Raw genomic sequence first — 13,819 nt, 5'->3', positions numbered from 1 at the left:
GAAGGCAAGGAAGGCAAGGAAGGCAAGGAAGGCAAGGAAGGCAAGGAAGGCAAGGAAGGCAAGGAAGGCAAGGAAGGGCGGGAAGTGAAGCAATCTGGAAAAGGGGATGCCGGGGGAAGCAAATCGAAGCGCAGCCCGATCAAAGGGACGAATCCGTGGACCTTTGCGCTTAATACCGGTCTCTTCGCCGGCTTATTGTGGGGTGGCATTCGCATTGTAGAATATTACTTCAAATTTACGAAGGTACATCCGACCTTTCTGATCAAGCCTTGGTCCAACCCGGCGTTCAATCAGACGAATTGGGGATATTTGACCGGATGGGCGGCCTTCATCGTGTTTTCACTAGTCGCCTCGCTCCTCTACACCTTGCTTTTTCGCAAAGTAAAGGGGCCCTGGACCGGGCTGATATACGGGTTCGCCTGGTATGTTCTCCTCTACATAGCGGTTGGGCCGAGGACCGGCATGATGAAGCCGATCGGGAAGATAGACTGGAATTCGCTCATTACGGACGGCAGCCTCTTTTTGTTATGGGGCATGTTCATTGGGTATACGATCGCCTACGAGTTTAATGATGAGCAGCACCGGGAGCCGAGCGTATCGCTGGGTTGAATCGCGCGCGCGATGCGAGCTTGGTGGAAAAAAGTTCTCACTTCCGGACGGTTATGGTAAAATTGGCTTCGGCAGCGAGCAGCGGCTTGCTCGCGTCCTGACTACGGGAGTAAGGATGTTGAACCGAATGAAAAAGCGAATTCTAGTTCTGAACGGCCCGAATCTGAATATGCTGGGGATGCGCGAGCCGGGCATATATGGCACCGTTTCTCTCGCCGCGATCGAAGCGAACCTGAACCGGATAGCCGACTCGTGGAACGTAGAGCTGCAATTTTTTCAATCCAACCACGAGGGTGCGCTGATCGACCGCATTCATGAAGCGTATGGAACCCAAGACGGCATCGTGTTCAATCCAGGCGCGTTTACGCATTACAGCTATGCGCTCCGGGACGCCCTGAGCACGGTTCAATTGCCGGCGGTGGAAGTGCATCTCTCCAATATCCACAAGCGGGAAGCATTTCGACATGTGTCGGTTACGGCGCCGGTCATGGTGGGGCAGATAGCCGGATTCGGAGCGCACAGCTATGAGCTCGGCCTCCAGGCACTGATACGTCATTTAGAGGAGAAAGGGGATTGAGCATGGAGCAAGCTCGTTTAACGCGATTGAGACAGCTGATGGGAGAACGCAACCTGCAAGCGCTGTTGGTCACGGGCGGCTATAACCGGCGGTATATGTCCGGTTTCACAGGCTCGTCGGGCGCTTTGCTGATCACAGCGGACAAGGCGGTGCTGCTGAGCGACTTCCGTTACCGCACCCAAGCGCCGCAGCAGGCAATACATTACGAATTCGTAGAGCATAAGCCGAAGCTCATCGAGACGGTCAAGGAGCTGCTCCACGATTGGAAGGTGGCGGAGCTCGGGTTCGAGCAGCAGGACGTCAGCTATGGGACGTACGCCGGCTATGCCGAAGCGCTCCCGGGCGTGAAGCTCGTGCCGACCGGCAGCTTGATCGAGGAGCTGCGGATGGTGAAGGACGACGCCGAGCTTGCGGTCATGCAAGAAGCGGCCGAGCTCGCGGACCGCACGTTCGAGCATATGCTCGGCTTCCTGAAGCCGGGGCTCAAGGAGAGCGACGTAGCGCTCGAGCTCGAATTTTATATGCGCCGCCATGGCGCGACGTCCACGTCGTTCGAGACGATCGTCGCTTCGGGCGAGCGCTCCGCTCTGCCGCACGGCAAGGCGAGCGATCGCGTCCTGCGGAGCGGGGAGTTCGTGAAGCTGGATTTTGGGGCTTACTACAAGGGCTACTGCTCGGACATCACCCGCACGGTCATGCTGGGCAAGCCGACGCCGAAGCACAGGGAAATTTACGACATCGTGCTCGAGGCGCAGCTTCATACGCTGGATCAGATCCGGCCGGGCATGACAGGGCAGCAGGGCGATGCGCTCGCTCGGGACGTCATCGCGAAGTATGGATACGCGGACTTCTTCGGTCACGGCACCGGACACGGGCTCGGACTCGAAATTCATGAAGCGCCGAGGCTGTCCGTAACCGGCGATGTCGTCCTGAAGCCGGGCATGACCGTGACGGTGGAGCCGGGCATTTATTTGCCGGATTTCGGCGGCGTCCGCATCGAGGACGACATCGTCATGACCGATACCGGGATGCGCAGATTGACACAGAGCAGAAAAGACTTTATTATCATCGAATAGATGGGTAAAAAATAGTAAATGGAACCCCAAAAGGGCATCGGATTCCAGTTCGGAGCTTCGATTCGCTTTTTGGGGTGAAATTGGGGTCCCCGAAAAGGAATCGGAATAATCAAGTGAGCATGGCGTCACTTTTCGGGGAATATTACTAAGGAGGATTCTTGAAGTGATTTCCGTTAACGATTTTCGGACAGGCCTTACGATCGAGGTGGAAAACGATATCTTCACCGTATTGGACTTTCAGCACGTAAAACCGGGCAAAGGAGCGGCATTCGTTCGGTCCAAGCTGAAAAATCTCCGCAATGGCAACACCGTGGAGCGCACGTTCCGCGCAGGCGAGGATGTAGGCCGGGCGCACGTCGAGAACCGCGCCGTCCAATATTTGTACGCGAGCAACGACGAGCATACGTTCATGGACAACGAGACGTATGACCAGTTCTCGCTGAACGCCGACCAGCTCGAGTGGGAGCTGAAGTTCCTGAAGGAGAACATGGTCGTGAACATTGTGAGCTACCATGGCGAGATCCTCGGGGTGAACCTGCCGAACAGCGTCGAGCTGAAGGTTGTGGAGACCGAGCCGGGCGTGAAGGGCAACACGGCGCAAGGCGCGCTCAAAAATGCAAAGATGGAAACCGGCCTGAATGTCCAAGTGCCGCTGTTCATCAACGAAGGCGACGTCCTGCTCATCAATACGAGCGACGGCAAGTACATTTCCCGCGCTTAATACGGCTTGTCGGAACCTTCGCCCCTCTAGGGCGGGGGTTTTTTAGTATGCGGATTTGATTGTAAGTCAAAGTGAGCTTACTGGACGACGGAGTAGGAATCGCAGCTGGTTAACCTGTTCGTACAAGGGTGGCGGTATCCGATTAGGCAGCGGTCCCACACTGTGTGAACTTCCTGTGACCTTGTCCTCGCCAGATGGCTCCACAGGCGGGTTACGCTTATTTTTCCGCTATAATTCCACATACGGCTGTGCTATAATACGGTATCGTGAAGAAGTCAAAATGAACTGCTGGGTTGGGAGTGAGCAAGGTTGTCTCTGATTGTGATGAAATTCGGGGGAAGTTCTGTAGGCGATGCGGAACGGATGAAGCGTGTAGCCAAACGGGTGGCGGAGCGCAAGCAGGAAGGACACCGCTGCGTCGTCGTCGTGTCCGCTATGGGCGATACGACCGACGAGCTGATTGATTTGTCGCAGCAAATCTTGACCGGCCCTCCGTCGGCTCGGGAAATGGATATGCTGCTTACGACCGGGGAGCAAATCTCGATCGCGCTGCTGACGATGGCGATCCAGAGCGCCGGGGAGCAAGCGGTGTCGTTCACCGGCTGGCAAGCGGGCATCCGGACGGATGCGGTGCACGGGAAAGCCAAAATTACCGACATTCAGCCGAAGCGCGTGCTGGACGCGCTGGACGAAGGCAAGATCGTCATTGTGGCCGGGTTCCAGGCGATGACCGACGACGGCGAGATTACGACGCTCGGACGAGGCGGCTCGGATACGACGGCGGTGGCGCTCGCGGCTGCGATCCAGGCGGATTTGTGCGAGATCTACACCGACGTGGACGGGGTCTATTCTACTGATCCCCGTGTCGTGAAGGTCGCGCGCAAGCTGAAGGAAATCTCATATGACGAAATGCTGGAGCTGGCCAACCTGGGCGCCGCCGTCCTTCACCCGAGAGCGGTGGAGTACGCGAAGCATTATCAGGTGCAGTTGGTCGTGCGGTCCAGTTTCAATTATAACGAAGGAACTTTCGTGAAGGAGGAAGCGGTCATGGAGCAAGGAGTTGTCGTACGCGGCATCGCCTCCGATAAGAACGTATCGCGGGTTAGCATTCTGGGAGTGCCGGAGAAACCGGGGCAATTGGCCAAAGTGTTCGGCGCGCTGGCGGCGGAAAAGGTGGACGTCGACATCATCGTGCAAGGCGGCGTACGCGACGGTGAAGCGGATACTTCGTTCACGCTCGCTTCCTCGGAGCTCGACAAGGCGGTGGCAATCCTGCGCCGCATTCAGCCTGAAGTAGGCTTCAAGGACATCCAGGCCGAGACCGGTCTCGTGAAGGTGTCCATCGTCGGGGCCGGCATGGTGAGCAACCCGGGCGTCGCGGCCAAAATGTTCGCCACGATCTCAGAGCTCGGCGTGAGCATCAATACGGTCAGCACGTCGGAAATTCGCGTCTCGTGCATCATCGAGAGCGAGAAGTTGGCCGACGTCGTCCGCGCGCTGCACACGGCTTATGGGCTGGACGCGACGGAGCAAGCGTTCGTCGGCGGCCCTGCGGAACGCCGCTAATTCATTCCTACTAAAAGCCGGTCCTCGCTAATGGTGCGAGGACCGGCTTTTTTGCTCATAGTTTTCCGAAGACAAACGTGACGATCTTCAGCAGCAGCGCGGTTATGCCGGCCGCCATGAGAGGCCCGACCGGAATGCCGCGCAGGAAGATGATTCCGAAGATTGAGCCGATGACGAGCCCTACGATGAGCTGCGGATCGACCTTCAGCAAATCCAGGCCTTTGCCGTTCATATAGGTCGCGATCGCCCCGCCGACAAGGGCGAGAATGCCCGGCCACGAGGTAAATACGCTTAAAATGTCTTTGTACGTAATGCGGTCGTTCGCGAACGGAACGAGCACGCCCATCGTCAGGAAGAGCAGCCCCAGCTCCAGCCCCCGCCGCTCGATCGTAGGCAAGTAGCGCTCCAGATGGATGAGCTTGACAACCAGCAGTACGCAAGCGGCCGTCGTGATGATCGGAGACCGGCCGATGAGTCCGATGATGATTAAAGCTAGCAGGATGAGATCGCCGTTCATGCGCTTTACTCCCGTCCAATGGATTCCCTCTTAGTCTATGAGGACAAGGGGGAATTAGAACCGGCCGGATTAGCGCATCAGCTCGCCATGCAGCATCGGGACGAGCGGGTAGGCATTCACTTGCGCGCAGAAACGGACGTCGGCGCGCAGCCCCAGCTGGGTCAGCTTTTTGCCGCTGGCGCTGGCGAGCAGGACGCGCTCCAGCTGCGGCTCCGCCTCCAGATAGGCATGGTGCATGGCGAGCCCGAGATCGTTGATCGATTCGCAGCCTCCTCCCCAGATGCGTTCCAGCTCCCGGACGAGCAATCCGGCGCACAAGCCGTCCTCGAGCGCGAACTCATCCTGCGTGCCTGAGCAGACGATGGCGATGTTGCGGTTCAAGTCCGCGGCCTTGCGGGCGCACGCCTCGGCGTTCAGCAGGCTGCCGGCCAACACGAAGTCGGCCCGGGACGACTTCTGGATCGCGCGAGTGCCGTTCGTCGTCGTCAGCACGATGCGGCGTCCTTCGATCGCCGGATCTTGGTACTCGAGCGGAGAATTGCCTAGATCGAAACCGGCGATCCGCTTGCTGTACCGTTCTCCGCCCAGCAGATCGCCGGGTTGCTGAGCCAGCTTCGCCTGCTGAACCGTTTCCACCGGGAGGATGGCGGTTGCCCCTTGGGCCAAGGCGGTCACGATCGTGCTCGTCGCGCGCAGCACGTCGATCACGATGACCGTTCGGCCTAGCAGCTCCTCGCTTCGCGCCTCTTGGACGCTCGCGATCACGTTCACTTGCATAACGGCCTCCTTATGACGGATTCGCCGGCAAGGCATCCCAGACCAGCGTATCCGAACGGAGGCCGCGGCGAAGCGTCTCCAGCGCGAACACGTCTTGCGGAGCGATATTGCCTAGATGGACGCCGGGCCCAAGTTTCTTCAGCAGATGCACTTGCTGCGATTTTTGCGGGGCTTCCCACAATACCCGCTCCGGATCCGGGAACAGCCGAATCATGCTATGGAGCATGTCATCCCGGCAAACCCCTTTTTCATCGAAGATGCCTACGCCTTCTCCCGATTCCCTCGCTTCGATCGTCACCAAAGCCGCCCCTTGCTGCACATCCTCGATGACCGTCTCGATCAACAGGTCGAGCTCGATCTTCGAGCCCCAATATTTTTTGCCATACTCCGTGTACACCTTCAGATCGGCATTCAAGCCCCGCCCAATCAGCTCGTCGCGCTTGCTGCGCGACAGGTCGATCGTCCCGTCGGACACTTCAATCGCCGTATAGCCCAGCTCCCGGATGAGCCGATAACAGTTCTCCACTTCGCCTTGCACGACCGCTACTTCGAGGAACGTCCCGCCCGGCATCGTCTCGATGCCGGCCTGCCTTGCCATCTGAAGCTTCGTCTTCAGCAGCTCGGCCGGATACAACGGACTCGTCCCGAAACCGAGTTTGATCAAATCAATATAAGGCGCCGCGGTATGGAGCAAATCTTCAAACGCATGCAGGCCAAGCCCCTTGTCGATCACCATCGTGATGCCCTGGTTCCGGGGCTTCGCCTGTCTACACCCGGAAGGATCCTGCAGCCCGGCTGGCCATTCCAATTGTGAGGTCACGTCCATATCAAACAAATCTCCTCGCTGGGTTGAAAATGGGGTGGGTGGTGCTCTGGGAGCAATATATGCGGGTGTCTTAATCGGTGTGCGCATGCCTAAAAGTAGACAACCCCGCATACAGTAGGGAACAAAGAGACTGCTCCGGCCGCCGAAACGGCCGGATACCGCGGAATGCGGCGGCGGTCGGAAGCGGGGAGGCCGAAGGACATGTTCAATAAAATCGTTTTCACTATGGCGATGCTTCGGGTGGTGTCGGGCAGCATCGAGCTGCTGGCGGCGCTGCTGATGCTCAGGCTGAATCAGATCGACAAGGCGCTTCTCGTAAATACGGGACTAGCGATGGTGGGGCCTCTCATTTTGATCTCGACGACGACGGTCGGTTTGATAGGAATGGCGGACAAACTATCGTGGGGCAAAATCGTCTGGATTACGGCCGGAGTAGCCTGCATTTTTATCGGGATCCTGAAAAAATAGAAGCATATTCGGAAGCGGGTCAAGCATACATATGTTGTAAATGCGGACAAACTTGGAGGCCCGTCTGATGAATCCGATTCTACCATTTCTGCCGCCGTCGCTTCGCAGACTGATAGAGCAAGTGCCCGCCGAAATCAGAGATCGAATGGAAGAGCTGCGCATCCGGGAAGGGCGCCCGCTCGAGCTGTCCGGCACAGGCAGCGCCGGCTTCGTCACCGCACGCGGCGAATGGACCGCTGACGCCGGCCGCGGCTACCGGCCGAATCGGGATGAGTGCCTGCAGCTCCTGGACCTGCTGACCGACCATTCTGTGTATACGTTCGAGGAGGAGCTGAAGCGGGGCTATATCACGGTGCAGGGCGGCCATCGCGTCGGACTGGCCGGGCGTACGGTGCTCGAGCACGGGCAGGTGAAGCTGATTCGCGACATCGCGGGCTTCAACATCCGGATCGCCCGAGAGCGTCCGGGCGCGGCGCTGCCGCTCTTGCCCCATTTGTGGGACGAGGCCTCCGGACGCCCGCATCATACGCTCTTCCTGTCGCCTCCCCAGCAGGGGAAGACCACGATGATCCGCGACTTGGCCCGGCTGCTCAGCTGGGGAGGCTCCCTGCCCGCACCGGCCGGTTCCGCCGGGCTCAAGGTCGGCATTGTGGACGAACGCTCGGAGATCGCGGCGTGCGTCAAGGGCGTACCGACGTTCGACGTTGGGCCCCGTACCGATGTGCTGGACCGCTGTCCGAAGGCGGAGGGCATGATGATGCTCATCCGCTCGATGTCGCCGGACGTCCTCGTCGTGGACGAGATCGGGCGGCAGGCCGACGCCGACGCGATCGAGGAGGCGCTGCACGCCGGCATCGTCGTACTCGCGACGGCGCACGCCCGCGACGCTGACGACGCGGCCCGGCGGCCGGCGCTGCGGCAGCTGCTCGCCGCCGGCCGCTTCGCGCGGCTAGTCGCGCTGCGACGCAGCCCCGGCGGCGTGCACGCCGACGTCGCCGACGCGGCGGGCCGCGTGCTCGCGCGGCTGCCGGCGCCGGCACGGGCGGCACCGGCCGGCGACTCGGGCGACGCGCCCGCCACTGCGCGCCGCCCGGCCGCCCGGCCGCTCGCCGCCGCGCCGCGGGCCCCGGCGCCGGCCGCGCTCTCGCGCGCCGCGGTGCACGCCGCGCCGGCGGCGCCCGCAGCCGCCGCAGCCCCGCCCGGCGAGGAGCGCCCGCCATGCTGAAGCTGATCGGCGCGCTCCTCGTACTGGCGGCGTGCTCGCTGTACGGGCTCGCCCGGGCGGCGCAGTATGCGCGGCGGCCCTGGCAGCTGCGCCAGCTCATTCAAGCGCTGCAGCGGCTCGAGACGGAGATGGTGTACGGCTACACGCCGCTCGCCGAAGCGCTCCGCCGCATCGCCCCGACGCTCGGCGCGCCGCTGGACGCGATGCTGCTCGAGGCGGCCGAGCGGATGGAGGCGCATGGCGCCACCGCGGGCGAGAGCTGGCGGTACGCCATAGAGGCGCACTGGAGCCGGACCGCCCTCCGCGCGAATGAGCGGGAAGCGTGGAGCCAGCTCGGCCACACGCTCGGCGTCAGCGACCGGGAGGATCAAGTGAAGCACCTGAAGCTGGCCGCCGGCCTGCTGCAGGCGGAAGAACATGTCGCCCGGGACGAGCAGAGACGCTATGAGAAGATGTGGAGAAGCCTGGGCGTGCTGGCGGGCGCCTTCATCGTCATATTGATGTACTAGGAGTGGGCCGGACATGAACGTGGACGTGAATGCGATCTTTCAGATCGCCGGCATCGGAATTATCATCGCGATGATTCATACGGTGCTCAAGCAAATGGGCAAGGAAGATATGGCGCACTGGGTCACCGTCATCGGCTTCGTCGTCGTCCTGTTCATGGTCGTCAGTTTGCTGGACGACCTCTTCAAGGAAATCAAAACGATCTTCCTGTTCCAGTAGGTGAGCGGCCGTGGAAATTATCCAAGTAGTAGGGCTGGGCTTCATCGTGACCATACTCGCGCTCATCCTGAAAGAGCAGAAACCGCTGTTCGCCTTCCTGCTGTCGACGGTCACGGGTATCTTCATCTTCCTGTTCCTGATCGGCAAAATCTCGGCGGTCATCCAAGTGTTGGAGCAGCTGGCCGCGCATTCGAACATCAACCTGGTCTTCCTGAAGACGATTCTGAAAATCATCGGGATCGCCTATATCGCGGAATTCGGATCCCAGATCGTCCGGGACGCCGGTCAAGAGTCCATCGCCTCGAAGATCGAGCTCGCCGGCAAAGTGATCATCATGGTCATGGCGATTCCGATCATCACGGTCATCGTGGAGACCGTCGTCAAGCTGCTGCCGGCCTAAGGAGGAGACAGGAGTCAATGCCATGAACCTGCACGAATCGTCGAACAAGCTATCGCAGCGCCTCCAGTGCCTGACGGGCGTCCTGCTCGTCCTGATCCTGATCGCTCAGCTCGCCGACTGGATCACCCCAACCTCCGCTTCGGCCGCCGGCACCGTCGACGCCGTCTCCGTCCAAGTGCAAGCCGCCTCGCCGGCCGACACTTTGATCGAGAAGCAGGCGGAGCACTTGCAAACCGAACAGGTAGAGAGCTATTGGAACAAGCTGATGAAAGAGTATGGCGGGTATTTTCCGGACAGCGCGACACCCAAATTCATGGACATGCTGGTACCAGGCAAACAAGGCTTCAGCTTCCGATCGGTTCTGACCGCTTTTGTCCGCTACTTCTTCCACGAGGTGCTGTACAATGGCAAGCTGCTCGCCTCCATCGTCGTTCTCACCGTGTTCAGCATGATCCTGGAGACGCTGCAGACCGCCTTCGAGCGCAATACGGTCAGCAAGATCGCCTATGCGATCTCCTACATGGTGCTGCTCCTGCTGGCGGTGAACAGCTTCAATGTCGCCATCGGCTATGCGAAGAACGCGATCGAGAGCATGATCCACTTCATGGTGGCCGTCATCCCGCTGCTCCTGGCGCTGCTCGCTTCGATGGGCAATGTCGTCACCGTTACGGTGATGCACCCGCTGATCATTTTTATGATCCACACGATCGGCACCCTGATCTACACGATCGTCTTCCCGCTCTTGTTCTTCTCGACGCTGCTGCATATCGTCAGCTCGGTGAACGACAAGTACAAGGTGACGAACCTCGCCAATCTGCTGCGCAACGTGAGCGTAGGGCTGCTCGGCGTAGTGGTCACGGTGTTCCTGGGGGTCATCTCCGTGCAAGGCGGGACGGGAGCCGTAACCGACGGGGTGACGCTCCGCACGGCCAAGTACATCACCGGCAACTTCGTACCGGTGGTAGGCCGGATGTTCTCGGATGCGTCCGACACCGTAATCGGCGCTTCGCTGTTGGTCAAAAATGCGGTCGGCATCGCTGGCGTCGTCATCATCGTCTTCCTGTGCGCATTCCCGGCGCTCAAAATTTTGACGCTCGCGCTCATCTACAACGTAGCGGGAGCGGCGCTGCAGCCGCTCGGCTCGAATCCGATCGTGTCGTGCCTGCAGACCATCGGGAAAAGTCTCGTGTACGTATTCGCGGCGCTCGCCGCCGTAGGCCTGATGTTTTTTCTGGCCATTACCATCATCATCACCGCCGCCAACATGACCGTCATGATGCGGTAGCGCGGAGAGGGAGGAGCGCCCGTGATCGCCTGGTTGAGCGACTGGCTGAAGCAGATCATCATCGTCATCCTGCTCGCCGCCTTCGTCGATCTGCTGCTCCCGAACAACGCCCTGCAGCGGTACGTGCGAACGGTACTCGGCCTGTTCATCCTGCTGACGCTCTTGTCCCCGCTCTTCACCTTGTTCCAGAAAAGCCTGGACACGCGCGCCATGCTCGCCTCCGTCGAGCAGCTGCCGGCCCTGATGGACGGCAAGGGCCAGACGGGAACCGCGGTCATGAAGCCGCTCGACGCGGTGCTGGAGGAAGCCGGCAAGCTCAAGGCGGCGAACGAGCAGCAGACGAAGGAGCTTGTGCAAGCCCGGGTGGCCGAAGAAGTGAAGAGCAGCCTGGAGACGGTCCCGGGGGTCAGAGTGAAAAGCGTGCAAGTCGACATTCAAACGGACAACAACGGAAAGCCTGAGCTTCGCATTGTACAGGCGATCCTTTATCCCATAGATGGGGCTGCAGGGACCGCTTCGGACCCGTCGCAGCACGCGAGCGGTACGCAAGGAAGGGGAATGGCGCCCGTGGCGCCGGTACAAATCCAAGTGCAAGTGGGCGTTACCGAAGCCGGGAATGCCGTGAGCTCCGCCTCCCGTCCCTTGACGGAAGCCGAACTGCAAGCAAAATCGCAACTATATGAGCTTCTGACGCAGCAATGGCAGTTGAAACGGAACCAAATTCAGTTGAACTACGAATCGGAGCAGCGGAAAGCGAGGTGAGCTCATGAAATGGTTGCAAACATTGGAAAAATGGGTCGGAGGCGGTCAGGGCGGAGGCAAACGCGTCACCGCACTGCGATGGCTGCTTTTGATCGGCTTGGTCGGCTTGGCCCTGATGCTCATGAACGGATTCCTGAACGTGAAACAGCTCGATCCGCTGCCGGAAGGCAGAGCGTCTCCTCCCCCCGACGCCCAGCAAACGTTCCTGAACAAGGATCCGAAGGATTCGGCCGGTTTCGGCGACTACGAGCACGCCTACGAATCCGCGATCCGGGACATCGTGCAGTCCATCGTCGGGGTCGGCGAAGCGCAAGTGATGGTTACGATCGAATCGACGGAAGAGAGAGTCGTCCAGACGAATACGAAGGATACGCAGCAAATGACGAACGAGAGGGACACGAACGGCGCGAGCCGCAATGTGACGGAAGTGACGCGCAGCGGTGAGGTTGTGCTGTACGAGCTGTCCGGGAATCAGACGCCGATCGTCGTGAAGATCATCAAACCGAAAATCCGGGGGGTCGTCGTCGTAGCGAGGGGCGCCGAGAACCTCACCGTCAAACAGATGGTTATAGAAGCCGTCAGCCGGGGCCTGGATGTGCCGCCTCATCGCATCTCCGTACTGCCCCGCAAGCAATGAGTCACCCCACAAAGTGACGTGGGCCTTCGGAGCTTAATCGCATTAGTCGTCCAAGCTCTTCCCATATCCCATACCATATTCTTAGGAGGAATGAAACAATGAACGCGAAACGCCAAACGGTCTGGTTAGTGTCGATGCTTAGCTTGATGGTAGTGTTGTCCGCTTACTATTTGTTCACCGAGGACGTGAAGGAAGTCGACGTAGCCGCGAGCCAGCTGCAGGGCAGCGAGATTAAGGTAGATACGACCGGCACGGCCGCCACGGGGGCGACCTCCCAGCCTACTTCCGCTCAAGTGTCCGGGACTAAGTCGGGTACGACGGGTACTACCGGCACGACAGGAACGACAGGAACGACTGGCACAACAGGCACAACAGGCACAACAGGCACAACAGGCACAACAGGTAAAACCGATGCGCAAATCATAAGCCAGGTGTCCACTACCGCCACTTCCGGCTCCGACTTTTTCAAAGCCCAAGCGATTAAGCGCAATGAAGAACTGAGCGTGCTCACCGAGAAATGGATGAACATCAGCCTCGATTCTAAAAAATCGACCGAAGAAGTGTCCCAAGCGCTGACCGAGCTCGAGAAGCTGCAAGATCAAGAAGCGCGCGTTTCCAATTTGGAAGATCTGCTCGGCAAAGACTTCAGCAACGCGCTCGTCCTGCAAGAGGGCAGCAAATGGAAGGTCGTCGTGCAAGCGGCTAAGCTCGAGAAGAGCCAAGGCGTCTCGATCGTCGATCTCGTGATGAAGGAATTGAACGTCGGTCCGGACAAAATCACGATTCAATACGTCAAGTAATAAGGGCCTCATTTAGCAATAAGACGTTGCTAGGGCTTCGGTCCGCCTATGGCCGAGGCCCTTCGCCGTTTTTAATTATCGACCGGATTTCCGTTTTCGGCAAAAGTTCCGACGGTTCATCAAAGGATTCGACATCGGGGATGTAGAATTGCATTAGGGCTGTCCTGCCCATGAGGGGGACCCGGAGCCTGAAGAATGCGATAATGGCAGTTCCCTCGGCGGCCGGTGTGAGGTATAATCATCTTTATGTGTTATTCACCGTTGTGATATAATACATTCATTGCTCGACACCGGGACATGTTTCCCAATTCTTGAAGGAGTGAAACTTGGAATGTTTAAACTGAGCGAAATAAAAGAATTGGTCAAACTGATCGATCAAACCTCCGTATCGGAGTTGGAAATCGAGAATGAGGGAACCCGTCTGTTTATTCGCAAGCCTGGGAAAACCGAATCGGTCGTCGTCACGCACGCCCCTACGGTACAACCTGTGTATACAGCGCCGACGGCAGCGGCTCCGCAGCCTGTGGCAGCTCCGGTACAAGCGGCCGCCCCGACGGCTCCGGCCGAGACTCCGTCCGATAAATCCACAGCCGACCTACATACGATCAAGTCTCCCATGGTCGGCACGTTCTATAAGGCGTCCGCCCCAGGCGCCGCTCCGTATGTCTCTATCGGGGACAAGGTAAGCGAGAAGACCGTAGTCTGCATTCTGGAAGCGATGAAGCTGATGAATCCGATCGACGCCGAGATCCGGGGCGAGATTGTCGACATCCTGGTGGAGGACGGTCAATTGGTTGAGTACAACCAACCCTTGTTCTTGGTGAAGCCGGAATAACTGGAGGGAATC

General features: G+C 59.2%; 18 protein-coding genes. 15 read left to right on the top strand and 3 right to left on the bottom strand.

All coding sequences use genetic code 11. The features are described from left to right. The 5 genes from ACI5FR_RS30640 to ACI5FR_RS30620 all read left to right on the top strand — a co-directional run. Positions 1-609: YqhR family membrane protein (locus ACI5FR_RS30640; RefSeq protein ID WP_405461581.1), on the top strand; the 609-nt coding region annotated here is incomplete at its 5' end. Positions 610-736: 127 nt separating this feature from the next. Continuing rightward, positions 737-1,186, top strand: a complete 450-nt coding sequence (gene aroQ, locus ACI5FR_RS30635) for a type II 3-dehydroquinate dehydratase (protein WP_405461579.1) — start codon at positions 737-739, stop codon at positions 1,184-1,186. 2 nt (positions 1,187-1,188) lie between these two features. Further along, the gene (locus tag ACI5FR_RS30630; RefSeq protein ID WP_405461577.1) at positions 1,189-2,262 is read left to right on the top strand and encodes a M24 family metallopeptidase; all 1,074 of its coding nucleotides are present in this window, start codon (positions 1,189-1,191) and stop codon (positions 2,260-2,262) included. A gap of 163 nt (positions 2,263-2,425) precedes the next feature. Further along, on the top strand, positions 2,426-2,983 hold the full coding sequence (gene efp / locus ACI5FR_RS30625; protein WP_405461575.1) for an elongation factor P: 558 nt from the start codon (positions 2,426-2,428) through the stop codon (positions 2,981-2,983). Positions 2,984-3,292: 309 nt separating this feature from the next. Next, positions 3,293-4,549 carry an aspartate kinase gene (locus ACI5FR_RS30620; protein WP_405461573.1) on the top strand — a complete coding sequence of 419 codons (1,257 nt, stop codon included), beginning with the start codon at positions 3,293-3,295 and terminating at the stop codon, positions 4,547-4,549. Positions 4,550-4,604: 55 nt separating this feature from the next. Here the strand turns inward: ACI5FR_RS30620 and ACI5FR_RS30615 are convergent, their stop codons facing one another. The 3 genes from ACI5FR_RS30615 to comA form a co-directional block, all read right to left on the bottom strand. Further along, positions 4,605-5,066: a DUF441 domain-containing protein gene (locus tag ACI5FR_RS30615; protein ID WP_405461571.1), complete on the bottom strand. Its 462-nt coding sequence runs from the start codon at positions 5,064-5,066 to the stop codon at positions 4,605-4,607. 69 nt (positions 5,067-5,135) lie between these two features. Beyond that, positions 5,136-5,843 carry a 2-phosphosulfolactate phosphatase gene (locus tag ACI5FR_RS30610; protein WP_405461569.1) on the bottom strand — a complete coding sequence of 236 codons (708 nt, stop codon included), beginning with the start codon at positions 5,841-5,843 and terminating at the stop codon, positions 5,136-5,138. 10 nt (positions 5,844-5,853) lie between these two features. Further along, the gene (comA, locus tag ACI5FR_RS30605; protein ID WP_405461567.1) at positions 5,854-6,669 is read right to left on the bottom strand and encodes a phosphosulfolactate synthase; all 816 of its coding nucleotides are present in this window, start codon (positions 6,667-6,669) and stop codon (positions 5,854-5,856) included. 201 nt (positions 6,670-6,870) lie between these two features. On the opposite strand from comA, the gene ACI5FR_RS30600 reads away from it, so the two are divergent. The 10 genes from ACI5FR_RS30600 (at position 6,871) to accB (ending at position 13,807) form a co-directional block, all read left to right on the top strand. Beyond that, a complete protein-coding gene (locus ACI5FR_RS30600) occupies positions 6,871-7,137 on the top strand; it encodes a YqhV family protein (protein WP_405461565.1) in 267 nt (88 codons plus the stop codon). Positions 7,138-7,204: 67 nt separating this feature from the next. After that, the gene (gene spoIIIAA, locus ACI5FR_RS30595; RefSeq protein ID WP_405461563.1) at positions 7,205-8,362 is read left to right on the top strand and encodes a stage III sporulation protein AA; all 1,158 of its coding nucleotides are present in this window, start codon (positions 7,205-7,207) and stop codon (positions 8,360-8,362) included. Beyond that, a complete protein-coding gene (spoIIIAB, locus tag ACI5FR_RS30590) occupies positions 8,356-8,871 on the top strand; it encodes a stage III sporulation protein SpoIIIAB (protein WP_405461561.1) in 516 nt (171 codons plus the stop codon). The genes spoIIIAA and spoIIIAB overlap by 7 nt, the downstream gene beginning before the upstream one ends. 13 nt (positions 8,872-8,884) lie before the next feature. Next, the gene (spoIIIAC, locus tag ACI5FR_RS30585; protein WP_110840056.1) at positions 8,885-9,088 is read left to right on the top strand and encodes a stage III sporulation protein AC; all 204 of its coding nucleotides are present in this window, start codon (positions 8,885-8,887) and stop codon (positions 9,086-9,088) included. A 10-nt stretch (positions 9,089-9,098) separates the two neighbouring features. After that, entirely contained in the window at positions 9,099-9,488 is a 390-nt protein-coding gene (gene spoIIIAD, locus ACI5FR_RS30580; protein WP_405461558.1) for a stage III sporulation protein AD, read from the top strand. 22 nt (positions 9,489-9,510) lie between these two features. Next, complete coding sequence (gene spoIIIAE / locus ACI5FR_RS30575) at positions 9,511-10,773, top strand: stage III sporulation protein AE (RefSeq protein WP_405461556.1); 1,263 nt, start codon at positions 9,511-9,513, stop codon at positions 10,771-10,773. Positions 10,774-10,794: 21 nt separating this feature from the next. Beyond that, positions 10,795-11,535, top strand: a complete 741-nt coding sequence (gene spoIIIAF, locus ACI5FR_RS30570) for a stage III sporulation protein AF (protein WP_405461554.1) — start codon at positions 10,795-10,797, stop codon at positions 11,533-11,535. A gap of 4 nt (positions 11,536-11,539) precedes the next feature. Then, a complete protein-coding gene (spoIIIAG, locus tag ACI5FR_RS30565) occupies positions 11,540-12,172 on the top strand; it encodes a stage III sporulation protein AG (RefSeq protein WP_405461552.1) in 633 nt (210 codons plus the stop codon). Between the two features lie 98 nt (positions 12,173-12,270). Then, positions 12,271-12,972 (top strand): SpoIIIAH-like family protein, encoded by a 702-nt coding sequence (locus ACI5FR_RS30560; RefSeq protein WP_405461550.1) that lies wholly within the window; start codon positions 12,271-12,273, stop codon positions 12,970-12,972. A gap of 331 nt (positions 12,973-13,303) precedes the next feature. Continuing rightward, on the top strand, positions 13,304-13,807 hold the full coding sequence (gene accB, locus ACI5FR_RS30555; protein WP_405461548.1) for an acetyl-CoA carboxylase biotin carboxyl carrier protein: 504 nt from the start codon (positions 13,304-13,306) through the stop codon (positions 13,805-13,807). Positions 13,808-13,819: the final 12 nt, after the last annotated feature.

This window comes from Paenibacillus sp. HJGM_3, assembly GCF_045062745.1.
GTDB lineage: Bacteria > Bacillota > Bacilli > Paenibacillales > NBRC-103111 > Paenibacillus_AA.
This window is presented reverse-complemented; position numbering and strand designations above follow the sequence as displayed.